Here is a 26,657-nt window from a genome sequence, read left to right as displayed (position 1 = left end):
GCTTTGACAACAGGGCGGTTGAAGTGGGGCGACGATTCTTCGTTGCGCTGGGGAGCGGTCGGTACCGGCACCTTCCCGCGGACGCACAACTGGGATCCGTGCCGCGTGATGTCCGCACGATGACCGAGCTGTTCAAGTCCTTCGGGTACCAGACCGTACTCCCGGGCCTGGGTGAGTACGACGGAGCCGAGCAGATCCGGCAGAAGCTGCGGCACTGGTCGGCGGATGCCGAGTTGACGGCCGACGACGTGGTGGTCGTCTACTTCGCCGGGCATGGCGTGGTCGAGGAGCGGGACCGGCACTATCTGCTCTGCTGGGACTCGCAGGACGAGGACCTGGCGACCACGGCCCTGGCCACCGAGGACCTGCTGCGGATTCTGTGCCGGGGCAGGCTGCGGCACTTGCTGTTGGTCCTGGACACCTGCTCCGGCGGGGCGGGCAGCGCCGAGGCCTCCGCTGTGGCGCTGCAGTCGATCGCCTACCGCAACGCGGGCACGGTGGCGTCGTCGGGGCTGTGGTTCCTAGCTGCCGCACGCCGGAAGGACATCGCCGAGGACGGCGCCTTCGTCACCGCTCTCACCGATGCGGTGCACACGACGACCGGGCGTACCGGGCAACGACAGGAGTTCCTCGACCTCACCGAACTGGTGAAGGCGATCAACGAACGCTTCGAGGCCGACAGCCGGGGGCAGCGGGCCGAGCTGGCCAGTGGCCTGGTCACCGGGCTCGCCCCCTTCCTGCCCAACTCCGGCTACCAGGAAGGGCTGCCGCCCATCGGTTCGGACCTCGAGGTGCAGCGCCGTGTGGCCGCCCGGGACCTCACGGAGCACTTCGGTCCGCGCTCGCGAGGAGTCGAGTTCGAGTCGGAGCAGGGCCTGTACTTCAGTGGACGGGTACGGGTGCTGTCCGAGCTGGTCGGCTGGCTGACGGCCGAGACGGCGGACGAGGACGGCCGGGGACGTGTTGTCACCGGTAGTCCGGGCTGTGGGAAGTCGGCGGTTCTGGGCAGGATCGTCGCCCTGTCGGACGGGCGCTATCGATCGAAGTTCGACCTCTTGAGCGTCGACCCGGACACCGTGGTCCCCGAAGGCTGCGTCACCGCCGCGGTGCACGCGCGGCACAAGCGGCTCGAGGAGGTGGTCGTGCGGATCGCCACGGCACTGGGCACGGAAGCGGACGGCGCGGCAGCGCTCCTGCAGGAACTCACCAGGAGGGGGCGGCTCGGGCACACCTCGGTCATCGTGGTGGACGCCGTCGACGAGGCGGGATCGGACACCGCCGCGGACGCGGGTGGACATGGGGAGCCCCGCCGGATCACCCGGGAACTGCTTCGCCCCATGTCCGAGATACCCGGGGTCCGGCTCCTGGTGGGGACCCGCCATGAGCTGGTCGCACCGCTCGGCCCCACCTTCACCGTCATCGACCTGGACCGGGCCGGATACCGGGCAGGTGATGATGACGTCGCGGGCTATGTCACCCGGGTGCTCCTCGCTTCTGAAGAGGCCGACGTACGCACCCCCTACCGAGACCGCCCCGAGCTGGCCGCGATGGTCGCCAGGGGTGTCGGGGAGAAGGCCGCCGGCGTCTACCTCTACGCGCGCACGACGGCCCGCACCCTGCGCTCGGACCGGGCGGCCGTCGACGTCAACAGCCCCGGGTGGGCCGACAAGTTGCCGAGTGAGGTCGGTGAGGCGTTCGACGACTATCTCGCGCGCTTCGGCCCCGATGAACCACGCGTGCGCCGGATGCTGCTCGCCCTGGCCTTCTCGGAGGGAAAGGGTCTGCCGCGAGGCAGGGTCTGGACGGCGCTGAGCTCGGTCATCTCCGGCCAGGCCTGCACGGAGGAGGACGTCACCTGGGTCCTGGACGTGGCCGAGGCGTACATCGCCGAAGTCATCGACGACGACCACCGCTCGGTCTACCGGCTGTACCACAAGGCTCTCGCCGAGCATCTGCGCGCCACTGCGGACCGTCCTCCCGAAGACATCCAGGGCTCGGTCGTGGAGGCGCTCCGCTCGCTGGTCCCCATCTCGCCGGACGGCCGCCTGGAGTGGTTCGCGGCGGTGCCCTATGTGCGTCAACACCTGGCCACGCATGCCGCAGCGGCGGGCCTGCTCGCCGGCCTCATCGAGGACCCCGGGTTTCTGCTGGCCGGTGAACCACTGTCCCTGTTGCGCGCGTTCTCGTCCATCGAGGGCGAGGAGCCGCGCCGCATCCGCGGATCGTACGAGCAGGTGGCACATCGTCTGACGGCCGATCGCCCGATCGGCGAGCGGGCGGCCGACCTTCAGCTCTCGGCCCGCCGCTGTGAGGCCGACCGGCTGGCCGACCGGATCGAGGAGCTTGGCGTCGCACTGCCCTGGTCGGCGAAGTGGGCCTGGTGGTCCACGAGTGGTGTGCATCGTCTCCTCAGCGCCCACGCGAAGACGATCGGCTGTGTGGCCGTCGGTGATCTCGACGGTCGCCCGATCGCGGTGACCGGGAGCTTCGACGGGACGGCCCGCGTCTGGGACCTGACGTCGCAGCGGCAGATCGGAGATCCGCTCCCGGTGGACATCGCCGTGAGCGCCATCGCCATCGGGGACCTCGGGGACTACACCGTCGCGCTCACCGGAGGTCAAGACGGCACCGTTCGGATCTGGGACCTCTCGGCGGGTCAGGAGCACGGCCCGCCGCTCACGGGGCACACCAATCAGGTCGAGAGCATCGTGGTGGGCGCCATCGGCGGTCATCCGGTGGTACTGACCGCCAGCGCTGACGGGACGGCCCGTGTCTGGGACCTGGTCACGAGGCAGCAGTTGGGCGCCGACCTCAGCGCCCACCGGCGCACCGTATGGGACGCCGATCTGGGCGAGTTGGACGGGCGTCCCATCGCCATCACGGGCGGCGACGACAAGTCCGTTTACGTCTGGGACCTGAGCGAGGTGCTCGAGGGCGGGGACGCGCGCGTCCACGGCAGCCCGCTCGTCGGGCCGGCGGAGGCGGTCACCGCGGTGTGCGCGGCACGGCTCGACGGACGGGCCGTGGCGCTGGTCGGCGATCGTACGGGCATGCTCAGCCGCTGGGATCTCGAGTCGCGGCGGCAGATCGGCGAGCCGGTCATGGCACACGTCTACTACGTCCGGAGCGGGGTCGCGTCCGCGGTGGTCGGCGAGTTCAACGGCCGGCCCGTGGCACTGACCAGCGGGCGCAGGGAATCGCGCCTGTGGGATCTGCGCACCCTGCAGCAGTTGGGACACCCGCTGCGCGGCCATGTCGAGGACATCACGGCGGCGGCCCTCACCGACCGCGCGGATGCTTCGATGGCGGTCACCGTCAGCCAGGACCGAACGGCACGTGTCTGGGACTTGACGGCTGATCAGCCCGTCGAGGGGCATGCCCGGCCCGTCTGTTCCACGGCCCTGGTGACGGTTCGGGGCCGGTCACTGGTGCTCACGGGCGGCGAGGACGGAACGGCTCGGCTGTGGGACCCCGGCACACACACCCAGGTCTGCCCTCCGATGGAGGGGCATTCGGGGCAGGTGCTCGCCGTGGCGCTCGGCACGGTGCACGGAAAGACCGTCGCGGCGACGGCGGGGGCCGACACCACGGTCCGGCTGTGGGATCCGTTCGCGAAGGCGGCTCTCGGGCAGCCTCTGCGGGGGCATACCAATGCGGTACGTTGCCTCGCTTTCGGCGAGTTGGGCGACGCCCCGGTCGTGGTCAGTGGCGGCGAGGACGGGACCGTCCGCCTCTGGGACGTCCTGACCGGGGAGCCGGTCGGCCGGCCGCTTGTGGGGCACATCGGCGGGATCCGGCACCTTGCCGTTCGCAAGGTCCACGACGGCATGGAGATCGTCCTGGCCACCACGCTGGATCACGCGTACGTCTGGCACATCGAGAGCCGCACCGCACCTGGCCGGGTGCAGCCCAAGGCTCACTTCAACGTCGAGGATCTCACCCCCTCGGCGCGGGCGGTGGGAGTGGCGTTCCACGAGGCCCGGCCGGTCGTCCTGACCGTGCTCGAAGGCAACAACGTGTACGTGCACGGCGTGGAGAGCCGAACGGTGGTTGCCGGGCCGCTGACCGGCCACGCCGAATTGGTTCTGGTGGGTGCCCTCGCGCGCGTCGGGCGCAGAACCCTCGTGGCCACCATGGCCGTTGACGACACGGCGCGGGCCTGGGACCTGGAATCGGCGGAGCCCCTGGGACCCCCGATGGAGGGCTTCACCCGATTGGGAACGCTGGCCGACCGGGCCGCGCCGGCCCTCGGGCAGCTCGACGGGGTGCCGGTGGCAGCCGTCGCCACCTCGCGGGAAGTGCGCGTTTGGGACCTCACCACCATGCGGTCCGTCGGGGAGCCGCTGTGCGGGGCGGAACAGAGCCTGGTGTCGGCCGACATCCTGCGGACCCGGGACGGCAGGGAAGTCGTTGCCACCGGTGGCGTCGACGGGGTCGTGCGCACCCACGACCTGGAGGACGGTCGCCAGGTGGCGGCCCATCTGACTTCGGGTGCGCAGGTGGCCCACGACGTGACGACCGTCTCGCTGGATCGCGACAGCGTGACCGTGCGCAGCGGTTGGGCCGAGACAGAGGTGTGGAGCCTGGAGTCCCGCACTCGGCTCAGTAAGCGCTCGGGGGCGTCATGGCGGGCCTGTGTGCACTCGACCGGGGACAGCACGGTGGTGATCAACGTCGCGGGTGACTACTCCCTGCACGCCTGGGACCTGATCACTCAGGCGCCGGTGTGCCCTCCGATGACCGGGCACACCGCGGTTGTGATGACGGTGCGCGCCGCGACCGTCGGTGGCCGCCAACTCGTGGCGAGCGCCTCGGTGGACGGCACGGTGCGGATCTGGGATCTGCGGACCGGGGCTCCTGTCGGGTCGCCTCTCAGCGGCCATGAGATGGGGGCGTACGGTTTGGAGTTCGCCCGCACCGACCGCGACATGATCATCACCGGTGCGGGCAACGGCGCCTTGCGCTTCTGGAACATCGACGACGGGAGCGACGCCGGCGTGGAGCTCGAGCCCTTCCCGTCCGCGATCCGGGCCATTCGTTTCGTGGACATCGCGGGCACCCCCACGTTGGTGGCCGCCGACCGCTACGGACTGATGCGGGTCTGGACGGTCGATTCGCCCGCGTGGAAAGCCGAGCTGGACATCGGCAGCTCCATCCGAGGCATCTCCGCCGACAGCGCCGGTCGGGTCTGCGTCGCGACCGACATGGGTGTGGTCACGCTCCACCTCTATCCCGAGCGGCAGCCCGAGGGCAGAGGAGGTGCGTCATGACGCGGGTGGTGCTCGTGCACGGCATCGGCAAGCAGTACCTGGGCGCGGAAACGCTCCTCGCCGACTGGCGCCCGGCACTGAGCGACGGCATCGCCCGGGCCGGGGGCCTCCAAATCCCGGGCGAGGAGGTGTCGATGGCCTTCTACGGGGACCTCTTCCGGCCTGCGGGCCACCGCGGGCTCGGTATCCCGGAGCTGGACGCCTCCGACGTCCACGACGACCTGGAACGCGAGCTGCTGATCGAGTGGTGGCGGGCCGCAGCCGAGATCGAGGCCCGGGTGCCAGGCCCGGACGCCCCCGCCCGGCTCCGGACGCCGCACCTCGTGCAGCGCGCGCTCGACGCGCTCAGCCACTCCACGTTCTTCGCCGGGCTCAGCGAGCGACTGCTCATCTGGAGCGCCAGGCAGGTGCGCCTCTACTTCACCGAACCCGACGTAAGGGCCTTGGTCCGGGAGAGAGTTGAGCGCGGCATCACGCCGCAGACCGAGGTGATCGTCGCCCATTCCCTGGGTACGGTCGCCGCCTACGAGGCCCTGTGCGCCCATCCGGAGTGGCAGGACCTGACCTTCGTTTCCCTGGGATCCCCCCTGGGTGTACGCAACTTGGTCTTCGACCGGCTGGTGCCGGCCCCCGCCGGCGGCCGCGGGCGCTGGCCCGCGTCCGTGAAACGCTGGGTCAACGTCGCTGACAAGGGCGATGTGGTCCCGCTGGTGAAGGAGCTCGGTTCGAGGTTCGGGGACCGTGTCAAGGATGTCCGGATCCACAATGGCGCCAAGGCGCATGACGTACGGCCGTATCTCACGGCGCGGGAGACCGGGCGGGCGATTGCCCAGGGGCTCGGATCGCTGTGAGGAATGGCAAAACGCCCGGACCTCGACGGGGAGGTGCCGGGCGTCGCCGCCGAACGGCCGGGCGTGGCCCGTAGGTTGCTGCTCGGGCGGGTGCCCGTGATGCCGCGCCTCGGACGGCGCCCGCGGCGTTCTTAGTGGGAGTGCTTCTTGGCGTACGCGCGGGCGTACGCGTCCCCCGCGATCAGCGCGTCGGCCACCATGCCCGGCGTCACCGGGAAGGGCATGTTGTGCGTCGTCTCGCCCTCGGCGGTCGAGGCGCGGCCGATCGCGAGGAGCTCCTCGCGGTCCGGGTCCACCAGGCCGATCTCGGCGAGTGTGGTGGGCAGGCCGACCTCCCGGCTGAAGCGGAGGTAGGTCTCCAACTCGTCGGTGGGGGCGCCCTCCAGGACCAGCTGGGCGAGGGTGCCGATGTTGACCTTCTCGCCGTGCATCATGCCGTGCACATGGTGCGAGACGGTCAGACCGTTGTGGATGCCGTGCGCGGCGGCCAGGCCGCAGCTCTCGAAGCCGAGGCCGGACAGCAGCGTGTTGGCCTCCGTGATCTTCTCCAACGCCGGGGTGACGACGTGCTGTTCGGCGGCGAGCCTGGCCTGCGGTCCGTACTCCATGAGCGTCTCCCAGCAGAGCCGCGCAAGGCTCAGGGACGCCTCGGTGGCGAGGCCGCCGGCCATCGCGGTCCGGTTGGCGGCGACGCAGACCCGCGCCTCGTACCAGGTGGCGAGCGCGTCACCCATGCCGGAGACGATGAACCGGCTGGGGGCGCCCGCGACCAGGGCCGTGTCGACCAGGACCAGGTTCGGGTTGCGGGTGAAGAACGAATAGCGCTCGAAGGCGCCTTCCTCGGTATAGATCACGGCGAGGGCGCTGGTCGGCGCGTCCGTCGAGGCGACGGTCGGGGCGCTCACCACCGCGATGTCGCCGCAGGCGTGGCCGACGGCCTTCGCGGTGTCGATGGCCGTGCCGCCGCCGATGCCCACGACGACGTCCGCCCCGGCCGCCTTGGCGACGGCGGTGATCCGGTCGATCTCCCGCTGTGTGCACAGTCCGCCGAACGTCTCCTTGGTGAGCTTGACCCCGGCCGCGGACAGGGAGTTCGTGACCGTCTCGTCGACGAAGCCCCAGACGCCCTTGTCGGCGAGCACGACGGCGTTCTCACCCAGGCGCGAGAGGTGGTCGCCCAGCTGCTGCATGGCGCCGGCGCCCTGAACGTACTTGGGCGGGCTGATCATCATGCGGGTGGCGACGGTGTTCATGACGGGACCTCCTCATAAGGCCGCGGCGGCGGCCTATTCCTGCTTCGCTGAAGAAATAGCGGAAGATCTGGCGAAGCGCCTCCGAATGGTGATCCGATGGCGTTGACCGGAGTGTGCCACAGGAATTGTGAATTTCGAAATTCTGGAAATTCGGGCTGGGTGGGTAGGTCGGGCGGGGTGGCCGAGATTTCTTACACATCGCTCACGAGCTGCGCTAACGTGCGTGAACCCGGGCCCTTCTGCGTGATTTTGCGGGACCAAAGACCCCTGTACGCGCCCTGCCGTTCGCGTAATTTTCACGTAAAGGCACTGCTGGTGCGGGGGCATGGGAAGAGATATTGCTTTCCGTGCCGTCGGCATTTCTATTTGGTATTCAATTCGAGGAGAGGCCCGCCGTGAAGAAGCTCATCAACACCCCGGAGACCGTGGTCGCCGATGCGCTGCGGGGCATGGCGGTCAGCCACCCCGAACTGACCGTGGACGCCGAGGCAGGCATCGTCACCCGGGCCGGCGGCAAGGTCCCCGGCAAGGTCGGCATCCTCTCCGGCGGCGGCAGCGGCCACGAGCCCCTGCACGCCGGCTTCGTCGGCCGCGGCATGCTGGACGCCGCCGTCGCGGGCCCCGTCTTCACCTCCCCGGTGCCGGACCGGATCGGATCGGCCACCGCGGCGATCGACTCGGGCGCCGGTGTGCTGCACATCGTGAAGAACTACACCGGCGACATCCTCAACTTCGGCATGGCCGCCGAGGACGCCGACGACGAAGGCATCAAGGTCGAGACCGTCGTGGTCGACGACGACGTGGCCGTCGCCCGCGGCGAGGGCGCGGGTCGCCGGGGCACCGGCGCCACCCTGTTCGTGGAGAAGCTTGCGGGCGCCCTCGCCGAGACCGGCGCACCGCTCGCCGAGGTCGCCGCGCTGGCCCGCAAGGTGAACGAGCACAGCCGCAGCTTCGGCGTGGCCCTGTCCTCCTGCACCACGCCCGCCAACGGCGCCCCCAACTTCGAACTCGGCCCGGACGAGGTCGAGATCGGCGTGGGCATCCACGGCGAACCCGGCCGCCGCCGTGCCCGGTTGACCACCGCCGCCGAGACCGCCGAGATCATGCTCGACGCCATCCTCGAGGACCTTCCCGAGGCCGCCGGAGCCCCGGTGATCGTCCTCGTCAACGGCCTCGGCGCGACCCCGCCGATCGAGCTGTACGTCGTACGCGCCGAGGTCGAGCGCATCCTCGCCGCCCGCGGCATCGCCGTCGCCCGCTCCCTCGTCGGCAACTACGTCACCAGCCTCGACATGGCCGGCTGCACGATCACGGTGTGCCGCGCCGACGAGCAGATGCTGCGGCTGTGGGACGCGCCCGTGCACACGCCGTCGCTGCGCTGGGGCGCCTGAGGCCCGGCGCCTCCCCGACCGCCCACCCCCGATCCTGACACCCTCCCCTCTCCAGGAAGACAGGAAGTACAGTCCCGTGACTGCGCACCCCTCCTCCGAACTCGTCCTCGACGCCGCCTACTTCGGCCGCTGGCTCGCCGCCGCCTCCGAGCTCTTCGCGCGCGACGGGGCCCGGCTGACCGCCCTCGACGCGGCGATCGGCGACGGCGACCACGGCGCCAACATGGTGCGGGGCTTCGGCGCCGCCCGCGCCGCGGCCGACCAGGCGTCGCCGGCCACCCCCGGCGAGCTCCTGGGCCTGGCCGGCACCACCCTCACCAACTCCGTCGGCGGCGCGTCAGGACCGCTCTTCGGCATGGCGCTGCGCCGCACCGGCAAGCGGCTCGGGGCCGAACCTGCGGTATCCGGCGCGCAGTTGGCGGCGTCCCTGCGGGCGGGCGCCGAGGCGGTCGGCAAGCTGGGCGGCGCCGCACCCGGCGACGCGACCCTGCTCGACGCGCTGCTGCCCGCCCTGGACGCCCTGGACAGGGAACTGGCCGCCGGTACGCCGGTGACCGGGGCCCTCGACGCGGCCCGTGCGGCGGCCCGGGCGGGCGCCGACGCCACCGAGCCGATGCAGGCCCGCAAGGGCAGGGCCAGCTACCTCGGCGAGCGCAGCGTCGGGCACCAGGACGCGGGTGCCAACTCCGTGGTGCTGCTCTTCGACGCCTTCACCGTCGCGGCGGACGCCTCGTGGGCGCCGGAGCCGGTGGCGGCCGCCGTGGAGCAGCCCGCCGAGGCCGAGGTCCCGGCGCCCGAGGCGGACCCTCGCGTGGGCGTCGTCCTCGTCTCGCACAGCCGTGAAGTGGCCGAGGCCACCGCCGAGTTGGCCAAGGCCATGGTCGGCTCCGGCGATGTCGCCCCGGTCCTCGCGGCGGGCGGCACCGACGACGGCCGGATCGGCACCAGCGCCGAACTCATCCACGCCGCGGCCCTCAAGGTGGACCAGGGCAGGGGCGTCGCGGTGCTGTGCGACATGGGCAGCGCCGTCCTCACCGTCCAGGCCCTGCTCGGCGACGGCGACGAGCGCGCGATGCCCGCCGACACCCGCATCGTGGACGCCCCGTTCGTCGAGGGTGCGGTCGGCGTGGTCGTCACGGCCTCGGTCGGCGGGGACCTGGCCATGGTCCTGGCGGCCGGCGAGGACGCGCGGAACTACCGCAAGGGCTGAGCGAGTTCGCCGAGTTCGCCCTTGCCGGCGCCCCGCCCCTGGACTCTCCCCAGGGGCGGGGCGGGGCGGGGCGGGGCGTTCGGCGTATGTGGCGGGCTCTGGTCGTCGTGGCGGGTTCTGGTGGTACGTGTCGGGCTCTGCGTCGTGCGTGGCGGGCTCCGCGTTCCGGATAGGTTCCCAGTCTGGACATTGTCTCGGTTTGGTCTCGGTCGCCGAAGGGCTGAACGTGCCCGGCGGTGGGCCCCGTACTCACAGGTCGAACGCCGGGGCACCCCGGCGACCGACCCGAGGAGACCTCCGATGCTCAAGAAGAACACCGCCCTCTTCGCCTCCCTCGCCGCGACCGGAGCCCTGCTCCTCACCGCCTGCGGCGGGGGTGGCGACGCCTCGAAGTCCACCGGCTCCGCGCCCTCTTCGTCCGCCGCCGGGGCACCCGCCGCCGCGGACGGCGCCGGCTCCATGGACCTCGCCTTCAAGTCGGGCACGGCCCGGCAGAACAACGCGCCCAAGAACACCGGCGACTGGGCCAACGCGCCGGGTGCCCCCGCGACAAAGCCCGTGCAGCGCAAGTGGGTTCAGCTGTCGGCCGCGCAGGCGGGCAATCTGAACCCGGTCGTCGTCAACGGGGCGGGCTTCACGCTCTACCGGTTCGACAAGGACACCGCCTCGCCCTCGAAGTCCAACTGCAGCGGCGCGTGCGCCACCACCTGGCCGCCGGTCCTCGTCGACCCGCGCGGCAAGATCTTCGTGGACGGCGTACAGCCCTCCGCGGTGGGCGTCATCACCCGCGACGACGGCACGCACCAGGTCACCATCGGCGGCTGGCCGGTCTACCGCTTCAGCAAGGACACCAAGCCGGGCGACACCAACGGCCAGGGCGTGGGCGGCACTTGGTTCGGCGTCACGCCCGACGGCCAGAAGTCGGGGGCACCGCAGGAGCAGGAGCAGGGTCAGGATCCCGCCGAGCCGCAGAACGCCCCGGCCTCCAGCGTGGTCCTCTTCGACGACGCGAACTTCTCCGACAACGGCCCCGCCCAGGGCGTCGCCGGTCCCGGCTGCCAGAACGTCGCACGCCCCGGCGTGACGTCCTCCCTGTCCGCGAGCGGCAGTCTGAAGATCTGGTCGAAGCCGAACTGCAAGGGCGAGTCGAAGGTGGTCAGCGGCGATGTCGCCGACTTGGCCGCCATCGGATTCGACAACAGGATCAGCTCGGTGAAGTTCGGCTGAGCGGCCGGGCCCGGCAAAGGAGGGCGTACGGTCAGCCCCCTACGCGACCGCGGTGACCGCAGTCAGCAGCACCGCCGAGTCCTCCAGCGCCGCGAGCCCGTGCCGCTCCTTCGGGACCGGCCCGACCTGCCCCGCCGCCAGGTCGGTGCCGGCCCCGGCGGCGGTCATCAGCCGGACCCGGCCGCGCAGCACCTGAAGGCTGGCGGCGGGCGGGGTGTTGTGCTCGTCGAGGGCCGTGCCCGCGGTCAGCGCGATGACGCTCTGCCGCAACGCGCCGTCGTGCACGATCAGTTGGGCGCTGCGTCCGTGCGGGTCGGTGCGCGCCTGGGCCAGGTGCTCGTCGGCGGCGGCGATGAGGTCCGTGGTGCGGTCTTCCATGGCGGTCTCCTGGGAGGGTTGGCTGTGGCGGCCGGTGCCACCAGCCTTACGGGTGCCCCGCAGAACGCAACTCGGACCCCGCCACACGCAACTCGGATCCATCCACCCGCAACTCGGACCCCGCGGGCCCGACCGAAGTCACCCGACCGGCCTCGCCTCCCTGCCCCGCCGGGCCCGCACGCCCAGCATGAGGACCATGACGCCGCCCACCGCCCCCACCGTCCGCGTACGCCGCGCCTACGACGCCCCCACACCCGCCGACGGCACCCGAGTCCTGGTCGACCGCCTCTGGCCCCGCGGCCTCAGCAAGGGCGACGCCCACTTCGACGCCTGGCCGAAGTCGCTGACCCCGTCGACCGAGCTGCGCCGCTGGTACCACGGCGACGAGGGAACGTACGACGAATTCGTTCGCCGCTACGAGGCCGAACTGGCCGAGCCCGCAGCGGCCGAGGCGCTGGCCGCCCTCGGGGCCCGGGTCCGCGACGGCGAGCAGCTCACCCTGGTCACCGCCGCCAAGGACCCGGCCGTCAGCCACACCTCGGTCCTCAAGCGGCTCCTGGAGAGCTGACGCGCAACTACCTCTGCAGGCCCGCGATCCAGTCGTACGCCGCCCGCGCGCTGAACTCCGACTGGCCGCCGGGGAAGAGCAGCCCCGCCGCCTCGAACGCCGCGTCGCCCGCGTCGGCGGCGACGTACGGAATCGCGATGCACGCCATCCCCGCGCGCTGCGCCGCGAGGGCGCCCGGCGCCGCGTCCTCCATGACCACGCAGTCCGCGGGCGCCGCCCCGAGCCGGCGGGCCGCCTCCAGGAACACGTCCGGCGCCGGCTTGCCCCGCTCGACCTCGTCGGCGGAGATCACGGTGGTCAGGAGGGAGTCGAGGCCGGTGCCTTCGAGGATGGCGTGGATCGCGTCGAGCGAGGAGCCGGACGCCACCGCCATCGGCACCCCGTCCGCGTGCAGCATGTCGGCGAACTGGCGCATCTCCGGATAGGCGTGCGTCGAGGTGCGGGCCAGCTCCAGATAGCGGCGGTTCTTGTCGGCGAGGAGCTCTGCGAGGGGAGTCGTCAGGCCGTACTTCTCGCGCCACAGCTCCAGCGTCTCGGCGGTGGAGATGCCGACATAGCGCTCGTGGTCCTCCCAGGTGAAGTCCGTGATGCCCTGCGAGGCGAGCACCTGACGGCCCGCTTCGAAGTAGTTCGGTTCGCTGTCGACGAGCGTCCCGTCGAGGTCGAAGATGACCGTGGTGCCGTTGAGTCCGGTGTGGTGGTCGCCGGTGCCGCGCGGGGCGTTCGCAGTGCTCATGCCCCCAAGCATGCCAATACGCCGATCAAAGCCGCTTTTCGTCCGCCGCGCGGCCCGCGGACGCCGAGGCCCGGCCCACCGCCTCGACCAGCGGCAACAGGCGGTGCGGCACCCGTTCGCGCAGCACCATCTCGGTCCGGGTGCGGACCACGCCGGGCAGCTGGATCAGCTGCTGGATCACATCTTCGAGGTGCGCGTTGTCGCGGGCGGCCACGCGGGTCAGCAGATCCCCGCCCCCGGTGATCGAAAAGGCCTCGATGATCTCCGGCACGGCGGCGAGCGCTTCCCCCACCTCGTCCAGGTGCCCCTGGGTGACCTCGATGTGCACGAACGCGAGGACCGGGTGGCCGAGCGCGGCCGGCGACAGCGTGGGGCCCGTGCCGGTGATCACGCCGTCCCGCTCCAGTCGGTCGAGCCGGGCCTGCAGGGTGCCGCGGGCGATGCCCAGAATCCGCGCGTACTCCCGCACGCTGGTGCGCGGCTGCTCCAGGAGCAGCCGCAGAATCCGGGTGTCGAGCTCGTCCACCGCCATGGTCCGTTGGCCTCCTGTGCGTCCTGCATGATCGTCCACAACTGTACCAATGGCGCAGTTGTCAGAGGTCGAGTTGAGCCAGTGGGCCACCTGATGTTTTCCTTACCTCATCGATGGCGCTGCGGGAAGGGTCCCGTGGCGCTTTTTCATGTCGAAAGCCGGGCGCGGTCGCCAGAAGTGATCAACGGCTGAGGAGAAGGGGCGGGGCACAGCAGTGCGGAGGATGTTTGTGGCGCCGGATCCGGGGCGTCTGCGCCTGCGGGTCTCGCTGCGTGCGGTGCTCGGTGTCGGACTCGCGGTCGCGGCCGCGGAGCTCGCCGGGCTGTCGCTGACCGCGTCCATCACCGGCGGACTCGCCGCGCTGCTCGCGCTGTTCACGGTCGCCGACCCCACGGTGCGCCGGCAGGCCGTCACCACCGCGCTGCTGCCCGCCGCGGGCTTCCCGGTGCTCGCCCTCGCCGCCTCGCTGCACGCACTGCCGCTGCTGCGCGACGTCGCCTTCGTGACCGTGGTGTTCTGCGGCGTGTACGCGCGGCGCTGGGGTGCTCGCGGGCATGCGCTCGGCATTTTCGCGTTCATGCAGTTCTTCGTCATCCAGTTCCTGCACGCCGCCCCGGCCGAGCTGCCCCAGCTGTACGCCGCCGTCGCGCTGGCCCTCGCCGCCGCGGGCACCGTCCGCTTCGTGCTCTGGCCCATCGAGCGCCGCACCCCGCCCGCCGCGCAGCCCGCGCCGCTGGCCGGACTCGGCCTCGCCCGGCCGAGCACCCGGCAGGCCTTCCAGGCGAGCGCCGCCTGCGCCTTCGCCATCGCCGTCGGGCAGTTCGTGTCCGGCGACCGCTGGTACTGGGCCGTCGGCACTGCCTGGTGGATCTTCGTCAACACCGCCTCGCGCGGCGAGACCCTGGTCCGGGGCTTCCGCCGCGTCGTCGGCACGGTCGTCGGCATCGCGGCCGGGCTGCTGATCGCCGTACCCCTGCACGGGGCACCCGCGCCGACCGCCGCGCTCGTCGCGGTCTGCGTCTTCGGGATCTTCTACACCGCCGCGCCGTCGTACTCCTGGATGATGTTCTTCGTGACCGTCATGGCGGGACTGCTGTACGGGCTCCTCGGCGTGCTGCACCCGGGACTGCTCGCCCTGCGCTTCGTCGAGACCGGCATCGGCGCGCTCGGCGCGGCCCTGGCCGTCGCCCTGATCCTGCCGATCACCACGCACGCGGCCACCGACGCCTGGGTCGGCCGCGCCCTGCAGCGCGTGCACCGCTGCACCACCGAGGCCGCCCGCCGGCTCGCGGGCGACGACCGCGCCGACCCCGCCCCGCACGCCGCCGAACTCGAGATCCTGCTCGGCCGCGTCCGTATGGCCCTCGCCCCGCTGGTGCACCCGCTGAGCCCCTACCGGGCCCGCAAGGCGCGGGCCCGCCAGATCCTGGTCCTGCTCGACGACTGCGCCCGCGAGGTGCGCGGCCTCGCCGCCGTGGCCGCGGACCCCGACGCCTCCCACGACGCCCGCCTCACCGCCGCGTGCGAACGCGTCGCCACGGCCGTACACGCCCTGGTCGGAACCGAGGCCGCAGGACGGCTGCCCGAGCCCGCCACCGCGGCGGACCATCACCCCGGCGCCGAGCAGGCGCTGGCCCATCTGCACGCCCTGGAGCGGGCGCTCACCCATCTCGCCGTGCCCCTGCGCGGCTCGGTACGTGCCCGTGTGGAAGGCGCCTGAGCGGCGCTCGACCGCATCCCCTGAGGCGGCCCGCCGGGCCCGTCGCCGCCCCGTGTCCGCAGCCGACCCCGGTGGGCCCCGGAGCGTTCGGTGCCGCGCGCCGTTCGCGGGCATCCGACGGCGTACGCCGTTACGCCCAGGGCATGTTTCCGTCCGGGGCCCGGGTCGTGGCCCATACTGGTGGATCATGTCGGCCGGCTGTGTGGGACGGGCGGAGGTGTGGCGATGCGGCGTGAGCAACCTGGTGGTGACGACAAGGGCGACGGAGCCTCCGGCCGCGTTTCCGAGGGGCGTCAGCAGATCACGGCCGCCCTGGCGGCGGCTGCCGCGGGCGTCGCGCGCCGGGATGTTCCCCTGGCGCTGTGCCGGGCCTGCCTCGACCTGCTCCCCGTGACGGGGGCCTCGGTGTCCCTCACCGCGCCCGGCGCGGTGCAGGCCCTGTGGTGCGCCAGCGACCCGGTCGCGGGCCGGCTGGCCGAGGCCCAGTACACCCTGGGTGAAGGGCCCTGCAGGTCGGCGCTGGAGCTGGTCGCGCCGGTGCTGGCCGCGGACCTCACCGGCGGGCCCGACTTCCGCAGATGGCCGGTCTTCGCACAGCAGGCCGTGGAGCTGGGCGCGCGGGCGGTGTTCTCCCTGCCGCTCGGCACCGGCGTACTGGCGATCGGCACCTTCGACCTGTACCGCGACAGCGTGGGCGCGCTGTCCGAGCGGGAGCTGCGGCTCGCGCTCATGGTGCGGGACGCGCTCACCTTCGCCGTCCTGAATCTGCACCACGACTTCGAGCTGAATCCGCGCCACGGCTCCGACCTGCAGTTCGCTGCCGAACCCGACGGCCATGACCCGGTGGACGGGAGCGGAGTAGCGTCATGGGTAGAGGCTGCGGAGGCCGACCACACCGAGGTCCACCAGGCCGTCGGCATGGTCATGGCACAGTTGGAAACCGACCCGCAGCAGGCCCTGGACCGGCTGCGGGCGCACGCCTTCGCCGAGGGACGCACGGTCACCGAGGTGGCCCGAGACGTCGTCGACCGGGCACTCCGCTTCCAGGCGGAGACAGTCCCGGACGCTGAGCCCAGGCGGCGCAGCACGAATGAAGAGGGACGGTGAACGGTCACATGAACCGGGAACAGCAGCTCGCCGAGGCATTCGTCGGTCTGACCGACACCCTCGCCGAGGACTTCGACCCGGTGGTCCTCCTGGACCGGTTGGCACGGCACTGCGTCGAGATCGTCGGGGCGCATGACGTGGGCATCATGATGGCGACGGCCCGTGGCGGCCTGCGCACCATGGCGGTCTCCGGCGAGAGTGCGGCGCTCGTCGAGATGTTCCGGCTGCAGAGCGGGCAGGGGCCGTGCCTGGACTGCTACCGCACCGGCCGGCCCGTGGACGTCGCCGACCTGGGTGGAATTGCCGACCGCTGGCCGGAGTTGGTGCCCCTCGCGGTGCGGGCCGGCTACCGCGCCGCGCATGCGCTGCCGCTGCGTGCGGGGGACCGGACCATCGGTGCGGTGAACCTCCTGCTCGCCGCGCCCGGCGGTCTGCCCGCCGCCGACCTGCGGCTGGCCCAGGCCCTCGCCGATGTGGCGGCCCTGGCCCTCATCCACTACCGCGCCGATCAGGCCGGTACCGGTGACATCCTCACCCGCGTACAGTCCGCGCTGGCGGGCAAGGCGGCCGTCGAGATGGCCACGGGGATGCTCGCCGAACGGGGCGGGCTCGACCTCACCCGGGCCCTGCACGCCCTGCAGAGCTACTGCAGGGCCAACGGCCTGCGCCTCACCGACACCGCCCAGGCCCTGGTCCGCCGTGACCTCGACGCGAACTCGGTGCTCTCCCTCCTCAACTGACCGTACGCATACCGCAGTTGTGTCGCGCGCGGGGCAGGAACGGTCGAACTCGATCGCGGCCGATCGATCGTGGGCACCCTTGAATCGGCTTCGGTCCCTTGGGGGACGAGAGGTGGCACCGGGCTCTGCAACCGGTGTAAGAGTTGGCCATCGCCCTGGACCTCGGTGGTGGTGACGCCCCGCTGCGATCCCGCATCGAGGCCTCGCCCATTTTCTGTCTGTCCTGAGAAATGTGCAGGGGGTTCGCGATGAGCGCCGATGAACCGGCCTACGCGATGTACGCGCAAGTCGTGGGACCGACCACCGTCCTGGAACTCCACGGGGAGATGGACATCCAGGCCGCGGTGGCGCTCGCACCACACGCGGCGGAACTGATGGTCCGCCGCTGTCCCGAGGTGGTGGTCGACCTGACCGCCGTGACGTTCCTGGATCCCGCAGGTCTGCGCCTGCTGTCGGGGATCCGGTCCCGGGTCGCCGAGCGCGGCGGCACGCTCTGGGTCGTACGTGGCGGACCGTCCGTGATGAAGGTGATCCAACTCGCCCGCCTGGAGGCCGCGTTCACCTTCGTCGACCGGTATCCGGCGGCCCTGGCGGACGGCGACCGCCCGCCCGAGGCCGACAGCGCGGCCTGAGGGCTTGCTGCCGCCGGCACCCCGACGCCCGGCACGCACGCTCCCGGCCCGGCGCACGCGCCCGGCACGCACTCCCGCGCAACTCCCGACCCTGACCTGCGACATGTACAACCCGCCCGTGAATGAGGCACATTCACCGGGCACATACAGGGTGGATCAGGGGGAGCGGAGGGTAATCCCGCGACACACACGGGAGTCACGCGCGGACCGTGCGGGAGCGGTTCGCGTCCCGCAGCCGCCTGGGGGTGTTCGCCGTGCGGAAGTTCCTGCGCCGTGACCAGGAGACCGTGACCTGCAGGGCCGCCGCCCTGCCGGAGACCGGTGAGCGCCACGACAGGGCGGCGGTGACGGCTCCGGGCAGCCGATGCGCGGGCGGCCACCCGGAGCCGATCGCCAGGTGGCAGGAGGCCGTCGAGTTCATCGCCCTGCACCACCGCGAGGAACTCGACGGCGCCGACCCGGCCCACCGCACCGAGGTGATCCGCGCCGAGATCGACGCGACGGGAACGTACCGCCACACCGCCGAAGAACTCACCTTCGGCGCCCGCGTCGCCTGGCGCAACGCCAACCGCTGCATCGGCCGCCTCTACTGGCGCTCCCTGCGCGTACGCGATCGACGGCAGGTCACCCGGGGCGCGGACATCGCCGCGGAGTCGGCCGACCACCTGCGCGAGGCGGCCGGCCGCGACGGCCGGATCCGCCCGCTGATCACGGTGTTCGCCCCCGACGAGCCGGGCCGCCCGGGGCCGCGGATCTGGAACGAGCAGTTGATCCGGTACGCGGGTTACGAGGCCCCCGACGGCGCTGTGTGCGGCGATCCGCGCAACGTCGGGATCACCGCACTGGCCCGCCGCCTCGGCTGGCCCGGCGGCGCGGGCACGCCCTTCGACGTGCTGCCGCTCGTGGTGCAGGGCGCGGGGGAGGAGCCCCGCTGCTACCCGCTGCCGGCGGACGCCGTGCTCGAAGTGGCCATCGAGCACCCGGAGTACGCATGGTGGGCGGAGCTCGGGCTGCGCTGGCACGCGGTGCCCGCACTCGCCAACATGTGCCTGGAGATCGGCGGTGTCTGCTACCCCACCGCGCCGTTCAACGGCTGGTACATGGGCACCGAGATCGGCGCCCGCAACTTCGCCGACACCGACCGCTACGACCTGCTGCCGTGCATCGCCGACCGCCTGGGCCTCGACACCGGCGTCGACCGCTCGCTGTGGAAGGACCGGGCCCTGGTCGAGCTCAACCGCTCCGTCCTGCACTCCTTCGACCGGGCGGGCGTCACCGTCACCGACCACCACACCGAGTCGCGGCGCTTCCTCGCCCACATGGGACGCGAGGAGCGCCACGGCCGTCCGGTGGGCGCCGACTGGTCCTGGATCGTGCCGCCGATCTCCGGCAGCGCGACCCCCGTCTTCCACCGCACCTACGACCCGACCGAGCGCCGTCCCGCGTACGTCCACCACGCCGAGGCGCATGCCCGGGCGCGGGGCGACCTGGACGGCTGAGGGGCGCGGTCAAGCGAGGCCGAGGGTCTGCCGATCCTGGTCTAGACCGCCTGCTACGGTCGGCGCCGTGACACGCGGGGACCCGCGTGCCGGGACGAAGGGGCAATCCAGTGGGCGGCGTTCGGGCGTACATCGGTTCGTTCACCTCGGCGGGCGGCCGGGGCATCCTCATGGCTGCGGTCGACCAGGACACCGGGGCGCTGAGCGTGCTCGGCGCCACGGACGCGCTCTCCGACCCCTCCTACCTCGCGCTCGCCCCGGACGGCGACGTCCTGTACGCGGTCGGAGAGACGGACGAGGGGCAGGCCGCGGCGTTCGGCGTGCGCGGCGACAAGCCCGAACTGCTCGGCGCGCCCGCCCTCGTCGGCGGCTCCGGGCCGACACACCTCGCGCTCGCGCAAGGACATGTGCTGACGGCCAACTACGGTTCGGGCAGCGTCAGTTGGCTGCCCCTGAACACGGACGGCTCACTCGACGGCGCCGGCGGCGTGCTCCGGCACGAGGGGACGGGGCCCGTCGCCGCCCGCCAGGAAGGGCCGCACGCCCATCAGGTGCTGCCCGACCCCAGCGGCCGCTGGGTGCTCAGCGTCGACCTCGGCACCGACTCCGTGCGGGTGTGCGCCCTGACGGCGGGGGAGTTGCGCCTGCACCACGAGGTGGCCCTGCGCCCCGGCAGCGGCCCGCGCCACCTGGCGTTCCACCCGCGCGGCGACCTCGCGTACGTCATGAACGAACTCGCCCCCACCCTCACCACCTGCCGCTGGGACGCCGAGGCCGGCCGGCTCGAACCGCTCGGCGAGATCCCCGTCCTCGCCGGTCAAGTCACCGGCGACGCCTACCCGTCGGAGGTCGTGATCGCCCCGGACGGCCGCTTCGCGTGGACCGCGACCCGCGGCCAGGACGCGATCTCGGTGCTCGCCCTGGACGCCGAGGGCCGCGCGCCGCGCCTGGTCACCACCGTGGACTGCGGCGGCCACTGGCCCCGGGACCTGGCGGTGCATCCCTCGGGGCGTTTCCTGTACGCGGCCAACGAACGCTCCGGCGACGTGACGTGGTTCGCCGTCGACCCGCAGACGGGCATCCCGGAGCGCGCGGGGTCGATCGAGGCTCCGGCGGCTTCGTGCGTGGTGTTCGGCTGAGACGTTCGGCGGAGGCCGGGCCCCTGGGAGGCATCAGTGGATGCCGGGCCTCCCATCAGGCGCTGAGGACGTACGAAGGGCCCGCTCCCTGTCCGGGGGCGGGCCCTTGCGTGCTTCGTCTTGTGCGCGGCAGGGTGCTCGGCGCCGCTAACCCGTTCAGTGCGTCTGCGCGGGCTGCGGCGGGGCGATGCCCAGGGCCGTCATGTACTTCGACAGCGCGAGCTTGCCGATCGCCGGGTACGCGCCGATCGCCTCCGAAGTGGCACAGCCCGCCTCCTTCGCGGCCGTGTCGAGCAGGCCGTCGCCCACCTCCGGGCCGATCAGGTGCGGGGCCAGCGCGAGCTGGCCGGAGCCCGAGCCGCGCAGCTGCTCGGCGGTCGCCGCGATCGCGCCGTCCTGGTCGAGGGCGGCGGCCATGACCGGCACCGCGAGGCGCGCGGCGAGCAGCATGCCGGTGATCCCGGCGGCCTGCACGGCCTCCTCGCCGCCGACGGTGGCCAGGATGATGCCGTCCGCCGCCGTCGCCACGGTGAAGAGCCTGGCCCTGTCGGCGCGGGCCAGCCCTGCTTCGGAGAGGCGTACGTGCAGCGCTTCGGCGAGCAGCGGGTGCGGGCCGAGCACATCGGTCAGCTCGACGGCGGCACGGCTGTCCATCACGGCCTGCCGGATGTGGCGCATCATCGCGTTGTCCGGCCCCGCGAGGAGCGGCACCACGACGGCGACCGGGCCCTGCGGCTCGGCCACCTCCTGACCTGCGGCGAGCGCCTGCTCATAGCGGGCGGCGCGCTGCTCGGCGCTGTGCGCGAGGACCGCCGTGAGGGTCGGGTACTCGGCCGAAACGGTGGCCTCGTGGTCGGTGCCTTCGAGGAAGCCGATCCGGGCGTCGAGGCCCGGCAGCTCGGAGCGGGCGATGCTTATGACCTCTTCGGCGAGGCCCCGGGTGGCTGTGCTGGGCACGCCAGGAACGGCCAGCACCAGTGCGGGTGCTCCCTCGGGAGCAACCACGGGTTCCGGGCGGCGGTGCCGGCCGGGCTGGCGGGGTCGCGGCATTCGTACAGGCAGGCCGGAAGCGGGCCCAGTGGGGGAGCTCATGGCGCCGCATGCTACTGGCTTCCCCTGGTCCTCTGTTCGGGGAGGGGGCGGGTGAGTGGTATCCGTCCGGATTTATCCGTTCAGTTCCGATTGAGTCAACTGTGGTGATCGGTAAGGGGCCCTGGGGTGTCGGCCGGTGACCCGTCGCGGCCGTCGGCAGGCGATCCGACGCAGTGCAGCAGCCGGCCGTCGTGCGGCAGCAGCAGGCGGTCGACGGCGAGTGCGGAGGCGAGGGCGAGCGACCCGGACAGCGGGTCGCCGGCCGCCGACACCGGCCGTGCGTACGGCAGTTGACCGGCCAGCTCCTCCTTCAAGGGGGTGAGGAGCGGGTCGCCCAGTTTGAACAGGCCGCCGGTCAGGGCGACTTCACAGTCGGTCCCGACCGGGCACACGGCGGCGGCCGCCGCCGCGATGTGCCCGGCGGCATCCCGCAGAATGCCGTCCGCGACGGGGTCGGCGGGGGCGCAGCGGGCCACCTCGGGGGCGAAGGAGGCGAGCACGGCGGGGCGGTCGGTGCGCGGGTAGAGCCGGCCGGGCAGCTCGGTCACTGGGCCGCCGAACACTTCCTCGGCGCGCGCGAGCAGCGCGGCCGAGCCGCCACGGCGTCCGTCGTGCGCCCGCATCGCGGCATCGAGCCCGGCACGGCCGATCCAGGCGCCACCGCCGCAGTCGCCCAGGAGGTGCCCCCAGCCGTCGGCCCGCCGCCAAGCGCCGAGATCAGTGCCAAGGGCGATCATGCCGGTCCCGGCGGCGACCACCGCACCGGGGCGCTGCCCGAGCGCTCCCGCATACGCCGTCACCGCATCGGCCGCCAGCACGAGGCGCCGCACCCCGAACTCGGCCTCCAGGGCGCCGGGCAGCGTGGCCCGCAGGCCGTCCCCGAGCGTGGCCATTCCGGCGGCCCCGATGGCCACGGCCCGCAGGGCGCCGCCGCCTGCCTGATCGAGCAGCTTGCGGGCCATGGGGACGAGCTGTTCCAGGAGGTGGGCGGCGTCGATCCCTTCAGGGCCGGTGCGTATGGGTTCGCGGGAGGCGGTGGTGCTGCGCGGGCCGGTCGGCAAGGCCCGCGCACCCGGTCCCGCCTGCCGGTCCGGGTCCTCCGGAGTTTCCGTCAGATCCAGCCCCTCCGGCGTTTGAGGAGCGGGGGTCGGGGGGCGGAGCCCCCGGGGCCCGTCCCCTGGAGGGCTTGCCGTCGAACCGGGCCCGGGGTCCACCGCCGCAAGGCCGACCCGCAGCCCCGACCCGCCGGAGTCGACCCCCAGCACCCACTCGGCGGCCGCCGTCACGGCAACCGCCAATCCACCGGCTCGGCGCCCTGTCGCGCCAGAAGCTCGTTGACCTTGCTGAACGGCCGCGAGCCGAAGAAGCCGCGGTCTGCCGACATGGGCGAGGGATGCGGCGAGGGATGCGAGGACTCCACCGCCGGCAGATCGCAGAGGAGCGGCCGCAGATTGCGGGCGTCCCGCCCCCACAGCACGGACACCAGCGGCTTGCCGCGTGCGGCGAGCGCGCCGATGGCCTGCTTGGTGGCCTCCTGTGCGGGAGTTCCGAGTTCTCGGTTCCGGCGTCGATTGGATGACCAGGCATGATGGCTATGGCGGAGTGGCTTGATCACTGGGCGCAACGGGCTCCCCTCCTCCCCGATGACCGGCTGCACGAGCTTCTCGCACGTCTTGACGACCTTGATGAGGACGAAGACTAGCGCCGTGTCGTGCTCTGGATGCAGGGATCCTGCCTGCTTGTACGGGCTGTCAGTGTGGACCACTAGAGTGACTCGGCATGGCACCGCGACCGTTGCACGAACTTGTTGAGGCCGGCTGGGCGAAGGCTCTGGAGCCGGTGGCCGATCGCATTGCGGGCATGGGGGACTTTCTCCGTGCGGAGGTGGCGGCGGGCCGGACGTATCTTCCGGCCGGGGCGAATGTCCTGCGGGCGTTTCAGCAACCGTTTGACGACGTACGCGTGTTGATCGTCGGTCAGGATCCTTACCCGACGCCGGGCATGGCGATCGGGCTGAGCTTCGCTGTCGCGCCTGATGTGCGTTCGCTGCCGGGCAGCTTGGAGAACATCTACCGGGAGCTGAACTCGGACCTAGGCTTGCCCCGGCCCTCCAACGGTGATCTGACGCCGTGGACTGAGCAGGGTGTGCTGTTGCTGAACAGGGCGCTGACCACGGCTCCGCGCAAGCCGGGCGCGCACCGTGGCAAGGGCTGGGAGGAAGTCACCGAGCAGGCCATCAGCGCGCTCGCCGCACGCGGCAAGCCGCTGGTGTCCGTGCTGTGGGGGCGGGACGCCCGCAATCTGCGGCCGCTCCTCGGCGATCTGCCGGCGGTGGAGTCCTCGCATCCCTCGCCCATGTCGGCGGACCGCGGCTTCTTCGGCTCGCGGCCGTTCAGCAAGGTGAACGAGCTCCTTGTGCGGCAGGGCGCGGAGCCGGTCGACTGGCGGCTTCCGTAGACCACGACCGTCGCAGTTCCCTGGCTTCTTCACCGAAGTACCAGAAGGTTCTTGATTCTCTTCGCGCTGGGGGTCTTGCCGCGGCTTGGCCTAAATTGGCATGACCAGAGATAGCGATGGTGCGTTGCCGCACTTCCTGTTTGGTGCGAGGGCGAAGGCCCAAGCGTTCGGTCACCCGGTGAGTGACGCACAACTGGCCGGGGTGTAGAGGGAGGGCGACGCGTCCGAAGTAGTTGCCCGGCGACTGCCGGGACCTGGGTATTTGTACTTCTGATCACCCGACCACTCGCAGGGGTGGTCGAGAAGCCCCCAGGGCGCGCAGGGCCCATCACATCGCCATCAGCACTCCTTCGCTCTAGCGATCAAGGATTATTTACGGCAATCTGGACTGGGGGCATTGAGGGTTATGGGGTGAATGCTTATGACTGGCGCGCCGCAATTCTTCTCGCCACCCCCGGAGGGTCCCGAAGTAGTGGAGATCCCGGGCGTGCGGCTGTGGCTGGAGGATTTAGAAGACCTTTATGATCTTCTAGCGCAGTGCTCGCAGGGGGTCACCATATTTCGCGGAAACACGGTTTCGGCTACCGTCGCGGACCTTCAAAAAGCCCGCAGGTCCGATCTTCAAAGAGTGCAATTTGAGACAGTTGGCCCGAACATTGTTATAAACTTTGAGAATGGTTCTATCTACTACCCAGCAGGAGTCGCCCCCTGCCTGAAGAATCGCGTTAAAGATATTTTCGACACCGCAAGGCGGGTATGGTACATCCCTAGCTTGGACGTCATCGGGACTACGTTGTTTATTCTAGGAATGGCCCTCGGGGCTCTATTTCTCCCGGCGCCAGAATATACTATCTCCCTCGTCGGCTACGCGGTATATGAATTGAGCCAGCATGTAAGTTGGGTGCCACGGCCGACTCGTGAATTTCTATTCTGGACTTACCTGCTCTGTGCGGGGGTCTTCGTTTCGGAGTCTATTGATAATTCAAAGCGTGCGGTGAAGGTCATACCGTATAGCCGTAGCGATATTCGGCAAGTCGTCATGCATGCCCACGTAGGTTGGGTGACGAATTTAATGGGGGCGATAGTTCTTCTGATTCTAACTGTTCCTGTTGCCATTCTTGTGGCATGGTTGAGTGACTATTACGGGTTCTAGTCTTGCTTTGGGCTCGAGGGATCGGCATGGCCGCGAACCCGCGGTGCGGTCAAGGCTCGGCGGCGTCGTCCGTCAATGAGCCTGTGCCATAGGGCGGTTGGGTGTGATCAGGTGCGGCTACTGGGGTGGATGGAGCCTCGGCGGGGGCTTCGGTCGCCGCGGTCGGAGGCAGTATCCGGTCCTCCCACCAGGCCAGGCTCATCACGGCGCCGAGCAGGATGAAGGGGACGAGGAGGACCAGCGCGTACATGGCACCGCCTGCTGTCGGGCATGGCGAGGGGACGGGCGACGGATCGTTGCCCGCACGGGGCGCATGGAGACGGGGCCGGGCTCGCGTGGCGACGGCGGGCCGGCACACTCGTGACGCGGTGGGATTCCGGAGCCGATGCGCAGGAGGCGCCCTACGGGGAGCGCGCTGACTTCTCGACGCTGCCGGGGGCCGGGGCGGCACGGGTGACACTAGTCCCCGGCGTTGATCCTGGACAGGCGTCAAGTGGCCATCTGCGCCGGGCCGTACGCGTTGAGGCTGGACGCTATCTGCAACCGTCGGGCGGGACTACGCTGTTGAGTGAAGCCCTGGTCCCCGGCAGCGACCAACCTCCCCCACGCTCGCGACTTCGTCGCGCAGGGGGACCCTTCGCGCCGGGGAGGCCCGCCGTGATCTTCTTGTTCGCCATCCTCGCGCTTGCCCTGTTCGGTCTGGGCTTTGTGAACTCCCTGTGGTGGCTTGCCGGGGCCGTGCTGATCTTCGGATACGTCCACTACGGCCGGCGCGGACCGGGGCGCCGGCGTCGCGGTGAGGATTCCGCGTACGGGGAGTACCGGGACTCCCGGGACCGTGAGGACCGCTGGGCCCGCCGCTACCGGCACCAGCGCCGCGGACGCTGGATGCGTCAGGACCGCCGCGACCGCGAACACCATCGCTAGGCGGGTGTCATGAACCAAACGGTCAGGGTCAAGGAAGAGCGATGGGCCTTGAAGGCCGAGGTGGCCTGGGGCGATGCGGCGCTTGCGCCGGCCATTGCCATGCTGCGCGTGGAGAACGACACACTGCGCCGGGCGCTGGCCGGCCACGTGGTGATCGACCAGGCGCGCGGCATGGTGATGGCCCTGGCTCCGTGTTCCCGCGGGGAGGCAAGGAGTCTGCTGGTGGATGTCTCACGACAGTGTGACCTCAGGCTCCGCGAGGTTGCCGCGGCTTTCGTGGCGACCTCGGACGGGGTGGAGCTGCCCCGTGAACTGCACGTAGCACTGCGCAGGGCGCTGCGGCGACTCCACGCGGCACAGCGCAGATGACCGTATCGCCGAACGCCGGGCGAGTCTCCCGGAAGGGCCAGAGCATGATCCGTACAGCTGACATCCGCGAGTGGCGTGACTGCGACGTCGTGGACACCGAGGGACACAAGATCGGTGTACTCGAAGCGGTCTATGTGGACACCACCACCGACGAGCCCGCCATGGCCACCGTGCGGACCGGACTGCCGACCCGCCACCGGCTGCTCTTCGTGCCTCTCGACGACGCCGTCGCAGGACCCGACCGCCTGCAGGTGCGGTACGTCAAATCCTTGGTGCGCAAAGCTCCTTCGATCGGTACGGACGACATCCTGCCTGCCGAGCAAGAAGCAGCGATCTTCCAGCACTACGGCCTCACCTACCAGCCCGGCGCGGGCGGCGAGCGACAACTTGCCCGCCGCTGATCACT

At 71.3% G+C, this 26,657-nt stretch carries 24 protein-coding genes and 2 pseudogenes; 18 read left to right on the top strand and 8 right to left on the bottom strand.

The window, feature by feature from the left end; all coding sequences use genetic code 11:
* Nucleotides 1-23 precede the first annotated feature (23 nt).
* Entirely contained in the window at nucleotides 24-5,270 is a 5,247-nt protein-coding gene (locus tag OG430_RS06945) for a caspase family protein (protein ID WP_327351532.1), read from the top strand.
* On the top strand, nucleotides 5,267-6,121 hold the full coding sequence (locus OG430_RS06940) for a hypothetical protein (RefSeq protein ID WP_327351531.1): 855 nt from the start codon (nucleotides 5,267-5,269) through the stop codon (nucleotides 6,119-6,121). Before OG430_RS06945 ends, OG430_RS06940 begins: the two co-directional genes overlap by 4 nt.
* Nucleotides 6,122-6,252: 131 nt before the next feature.
* On the opposite strand, the gene OG430_RS06935 is transcribed toward OG430_RS06940, so the two are convergent.
* Nucleotides 6,253-7,374 (bottom strand): glycerol dehydrogenase, encoded by a 1,122-nt coding sequence (locus OG430_RS06935; RefSeq protein WP_327351530.1) that lies wholly within the window; start codon nucleotides 7,372-7,374, stop codon nucleotides 6,253-6,255.
* A 395-nt stretch (nucleotides 7,375-7,769) separates the two neighbouring features.
* On the opposite strand from OG430_RS06935, the gene dhaK reads away from it, so the two are divergent.
* The 4 genes and pseudogenes from dhaK (at nucleotide 7,770) to OG430_RS06915 (ending at nucleotide 11,202) form a co-directional block, all read left to right on the top strand.
* Nucleotides 7,770-8,765, top strand: coding sequence for a dihydroxyacetone kinase subunit DhaK (gene dhaK / locus OG430_RS06930; RefSeq protein WP_327351529.1), 996 nt, complete (start codon nucleotides 7,770-7,772; stop codon nucleotides 8,763-8,765).
* A gap of 76 nt (nucleotides 8,766-8,841) precedes the next feature.
* Nucleotides 8,842-9,495, top strand: a pseudogene (dhaL, locus tag OG430_RS06925) (dihydroxyacetone kinase subunit DhaL); the annotation flags it as partial.
* A gap of 18 nt (nucleotides 9,496-9,513) precedes the next feature.
* Nucleotides 9,514-9,975: a dihydroxyacetone kinase phosphoryl donor subunit DhaM gene (dhaM, locus tag OG430_RS06920; protein ID WP_442816695.1), complete on the top strand. Its 462-nt coding sequence runs from the start codon at nucleotides 9,514-9,516 to the stop codon at nucleotides 9,973-9,975.
* Between the two features lie 300 nt (nucleotides 9,976-10,275).
* Entirely contained in the window at nucleotides 10,276-11,202 is a 927-nt protein-coding gene (locus OG430_RS06915; RefSeq protein ID WP_327351528.1) for a hypothetical protein, read from the top strand.
* Between the two features lie 39 nt (nucleotides 11,203-11,241).
* Here OG430_RS06915 and OG430_RS06910 read toward each other — a convergent pair whose 3' ends face one another.
* Nucleotides 11,242-11,580 carry a cupin gene (locus tag OG430_RS06910; protein ID WP_327351527.1) on the bottom strand — a complete coding sequence of 113 codons (339 nt, stop codon included), beginning with the start codon at nucleotides 11,578-11,580 and terminating at the stop codon, nucleotides 11,242-11,244.
* A 196-nt stretch (nucleotides 11,581-11,776) separates the two neighbouring features.
* Here OG430_RS06910 and OG430_RS06905 point away from each other — a divergent pair, with 196 nt between their 5' ends.
* Nucleotides 11,777-12,148, top strand: coding sequence for a DUF488 domain-containing protein (locus tag OG430_RS06905; RefSeq protein ID WP_327351526.1), 372 nt, complete (start codon nucleotides 11,777-11,779; stop codon nucleotides 12,146-12,148).
* 7 nt (nucleotides 12,149-12,155) lie between these two features.
* Here the strand turns inward: OG430_RS06905 and OG430_RS06900 are convergent, their stop codons facing one another.
* A complete protein-coding gene (locus OG430_RS06900) occupies nucleotides 12,156-12,884 on the bottom strand; it encodes an HAD family hydrolase (RefSeq protein WP_327351525.1) in 729 nt (242 codons plus the stop codon).
* 25 nt (nucleotides 12,885-12,909) lie between these two features.
* A complete protein-coding gene (locus tag OG430_RS06895) occupies nucleotides 12,910-13,416 on the bottom strand; it encodes an Lrp/AsnC family transcriptional regulator (RefSeq protein ID WP_327351524.1) in 507 nt (168 codons plus the stop codon).
* A gap of 223 nt (nucleotides 13,417-13,639) precedes the next feature.
* Here OG430_RS06895 and OG430_RS06890 point away from each other — a divergent pair, with 223 nt between their 5' ends.
* The 6 genes from OG430_RS06890 (at nucleotide 13,640) to OG430_RS06865 (ending at nucleotide 20,253) form a co-directional block, all read left to right on the top strand.
* On the top strand, nucleotides 13,640-15,136 hold the full coding sequence (locus tag OG430_RS06890; RefSeq protein ID WP_327358981.1) for an FUSC family protein: 1,497 nt from the start codon (nucleotides 13,640-13,642) through the stop codon (nucleotides 15,134-15,136).
* 225 nt (nucleotides 15,137-15,361) lie between these two features.
* Nucleotides 15,362-16,243, top strand: coding sequence for a GAF and ANTAR domain-containing protein (locus tag OG430_RS06885; protein WP_327351523.1), 882 nt, complete (start codon nucleotides 15,362-15,364; stop codon nucleotides 16,241-16,243).
* 8 nt (nucleotides 16,244-16,251) lie between these two features.
* Complete coding sequence (locus tag OG430_RS06880; protein ID WP_327351522.1) at nucleotides 16,252-16,983, top strand: GAF and ANTAR domain-containing protein; 732 nt, start codon at nucleotides 16,252-16,254, stop codon at nucleotides 16,981-16,983.
* 248 nt (nucleotides 16,984-17,231) lie between these two features.
* Nucleotides 17,232-17,615: an STAS domain-containing protein gene (locus OG430_RS06875; RefSeq protein WP_327351521.1), complete on the top strand. Its 384-nt coding sequence runs from the start codon at nucleotides 17,232-17,234 to the stop codon at nucleotides 17,613-17,615.
* Nucleotides 17,616-17,959: 344 nt separating this feature from the next.
* Entirely contained in the window at nucleotides 17,960-19,114 is a 1,155-nt protein-coding gene (locus OG430_RS06870) for a nitric oxide synthase oxygenase (protein ID WP_327358980.1), read from the top strand.
* Nucleotides 19,115-19,224: 110 nt separating this feature from the next.
* The gene (locus OG430_RS06865) at nucleotides 19,225-20,253 is read left to right on the top strand and encodes a lactonase family protein (protein ID WP_327351520.1); all 1,029 of its coding nucleotides are present in this window, start codon (nucleotides 19,225-19,227) and stop codon (nucleotides 20,251-20,253) included.
* Between the two features lie 156 nt (nucleotides 20,254-20,409).
* Here OG430_RS06865 and OG430_RS06860 read toward each other — a convergent pair whose 3' ends face one another.
* The 3 genes and pseudogenes from OG430_RS06860 to OG430_RS06850 all read right to left on the bottom strand — a co-directional run.
* On the bottom strand, nucleotides 20,410-21,345 hold the full coding sequence (locus tag OG430_RS06860) for a sirohydrochlorin chelatase (protein WP_327351519.1): 936 nt from the start codon (nucleotides 21,343-21,345) through the stop codon (nucleotides 20,410-20,412).
* Between the two features lie 95 nt (nucleotides 21,346-21,440).
* On the bottom strand, nucleotides 21,441-22,460 hold the full coding sequence (locus OG430_RS06855; RefSeq protein ID WP_442816694.1) for an N-acetylglucosamine kinase: 1,020 nt from the start codon (nucleotides 22,458-22,460) through the stop codon (nucleotides 21,441-21,443).
* A 167-nt stretch (nucleotides 22,461-22,627) separates the two neighbouring features.
* A pseudogene (locus OG430_RS06850) lies at nucleotides 22,628-22,882 on the bottom strand (uracil-DNA glycosylase); the annotation flags it as partial.
* Between the two features lie 242 nt (nucleotides 22,883-23,124).
* On the opposite strand from OG430_RS06850, the gene OG430_RS06845 reads away from it, so the two are divergent.
* The gene (locus OG430_RS06845; RefSeq protein ID WP_327351517.1) at nucleotides 23,125-23,802 is read left to right on the top strand and encodes a uracil-DNA glycosylase; all 678 of its coding nucleotides are present in this window, start codon (nucleotides 23,125-23,127) and stop codon (nucleotides 23,800-23,802) included.
* A 421-nt stretch (nucleotides 23,803-24,223) separates the two neighbouring features.
* Nucleotides 24,224-24,955 carry a hypothetical protein gene (locus OG430_RS06840; protein WP_327351516.1) on the top strand — a complete coding sequence of 244 codons (732 nt, stop codon included), beginning with the start codon at nucleotides 24,224-24,226 and terminating at the stop codon, nucleotides 24,953-24,955.
* A gap of 49 nt (nucleotides 24,956-25,004) precedes the next feature.
* On the opposite strand, the gene OG430_RS06835 is transcribed toward OG430_RS06840, so the two are convergent.
* Nucleotides 25,005-25,205, bottom strand: a complete 201-nt coding sequence (locus OG430_RS06835; RefSeq protein WP_327351515.1) for a hypothetical protein — start codon at nucleotides 25,203-25,205, stop codon at nucleotides 25,005-25,007.
* 407 nt (nucleotides 25,206-25,612) lie between these two features.
* On the opposite strand from OG430_RS06835, the gene OG430_RS06830 reads away from it, so the two are divergent.
* Genes OG430_RS06830 through OG430_RS06820 form a run of 3 tightly spaced genes read left to right on the top strand, consistent with a single transcriptional unit; the run spans nucleotide 25,613 to nucleotide 26,652 of the window.
* Nucleotides 25,613-25,882 (top strand): hypothetical protein, encoded by a 270-nt coding sequence (locus OG430_RS06830; RefSeq protein ID WP_327351514.1) that lies wholly within the window; start codon nucleotides 25,613-25,615, stop codon nucleotides 25,880-25,882.
* 9 nt (nucleotides 25,883-25,891) lie between these two features.
* Nucleotides 25,892-26,251 (top strand): ANTAR domain-containing protein, encoded by a 360-nt coding sequence (locus OG430_RS06825; protein ID WP_327351513.1) that lies wholly within the window; start codon nucleotides 25,892-25,894, stop codon nucleotides 26,249-26,251.
* A gap of 44 nt (nucleotides 26,252-26,295) precedes the next feature.
* A complete protein-coding gene (locus OG430_RS06820) occupies nucleotides 26,296-26,652 on the top strand; it encodes a PRC-barrel domain-containing protein (protein WP_327351512.1) in 357 nt (118 codons plus the stop codon).
* Nucleotides 26,653-26,657: the final 5 nt, after the last annotated feature.

Source organism: Streptomyces sp. NBC_01304 (assembly GCF_035975855.1).
GTDB lineage: Bacteria > Actinomycetota > Actinomycetes > Streptomycetales > Streptomycetaceae > Streptomyces.
This window is presented reverse-complemented; position numbering and strand designations above follow the sequence as displayed.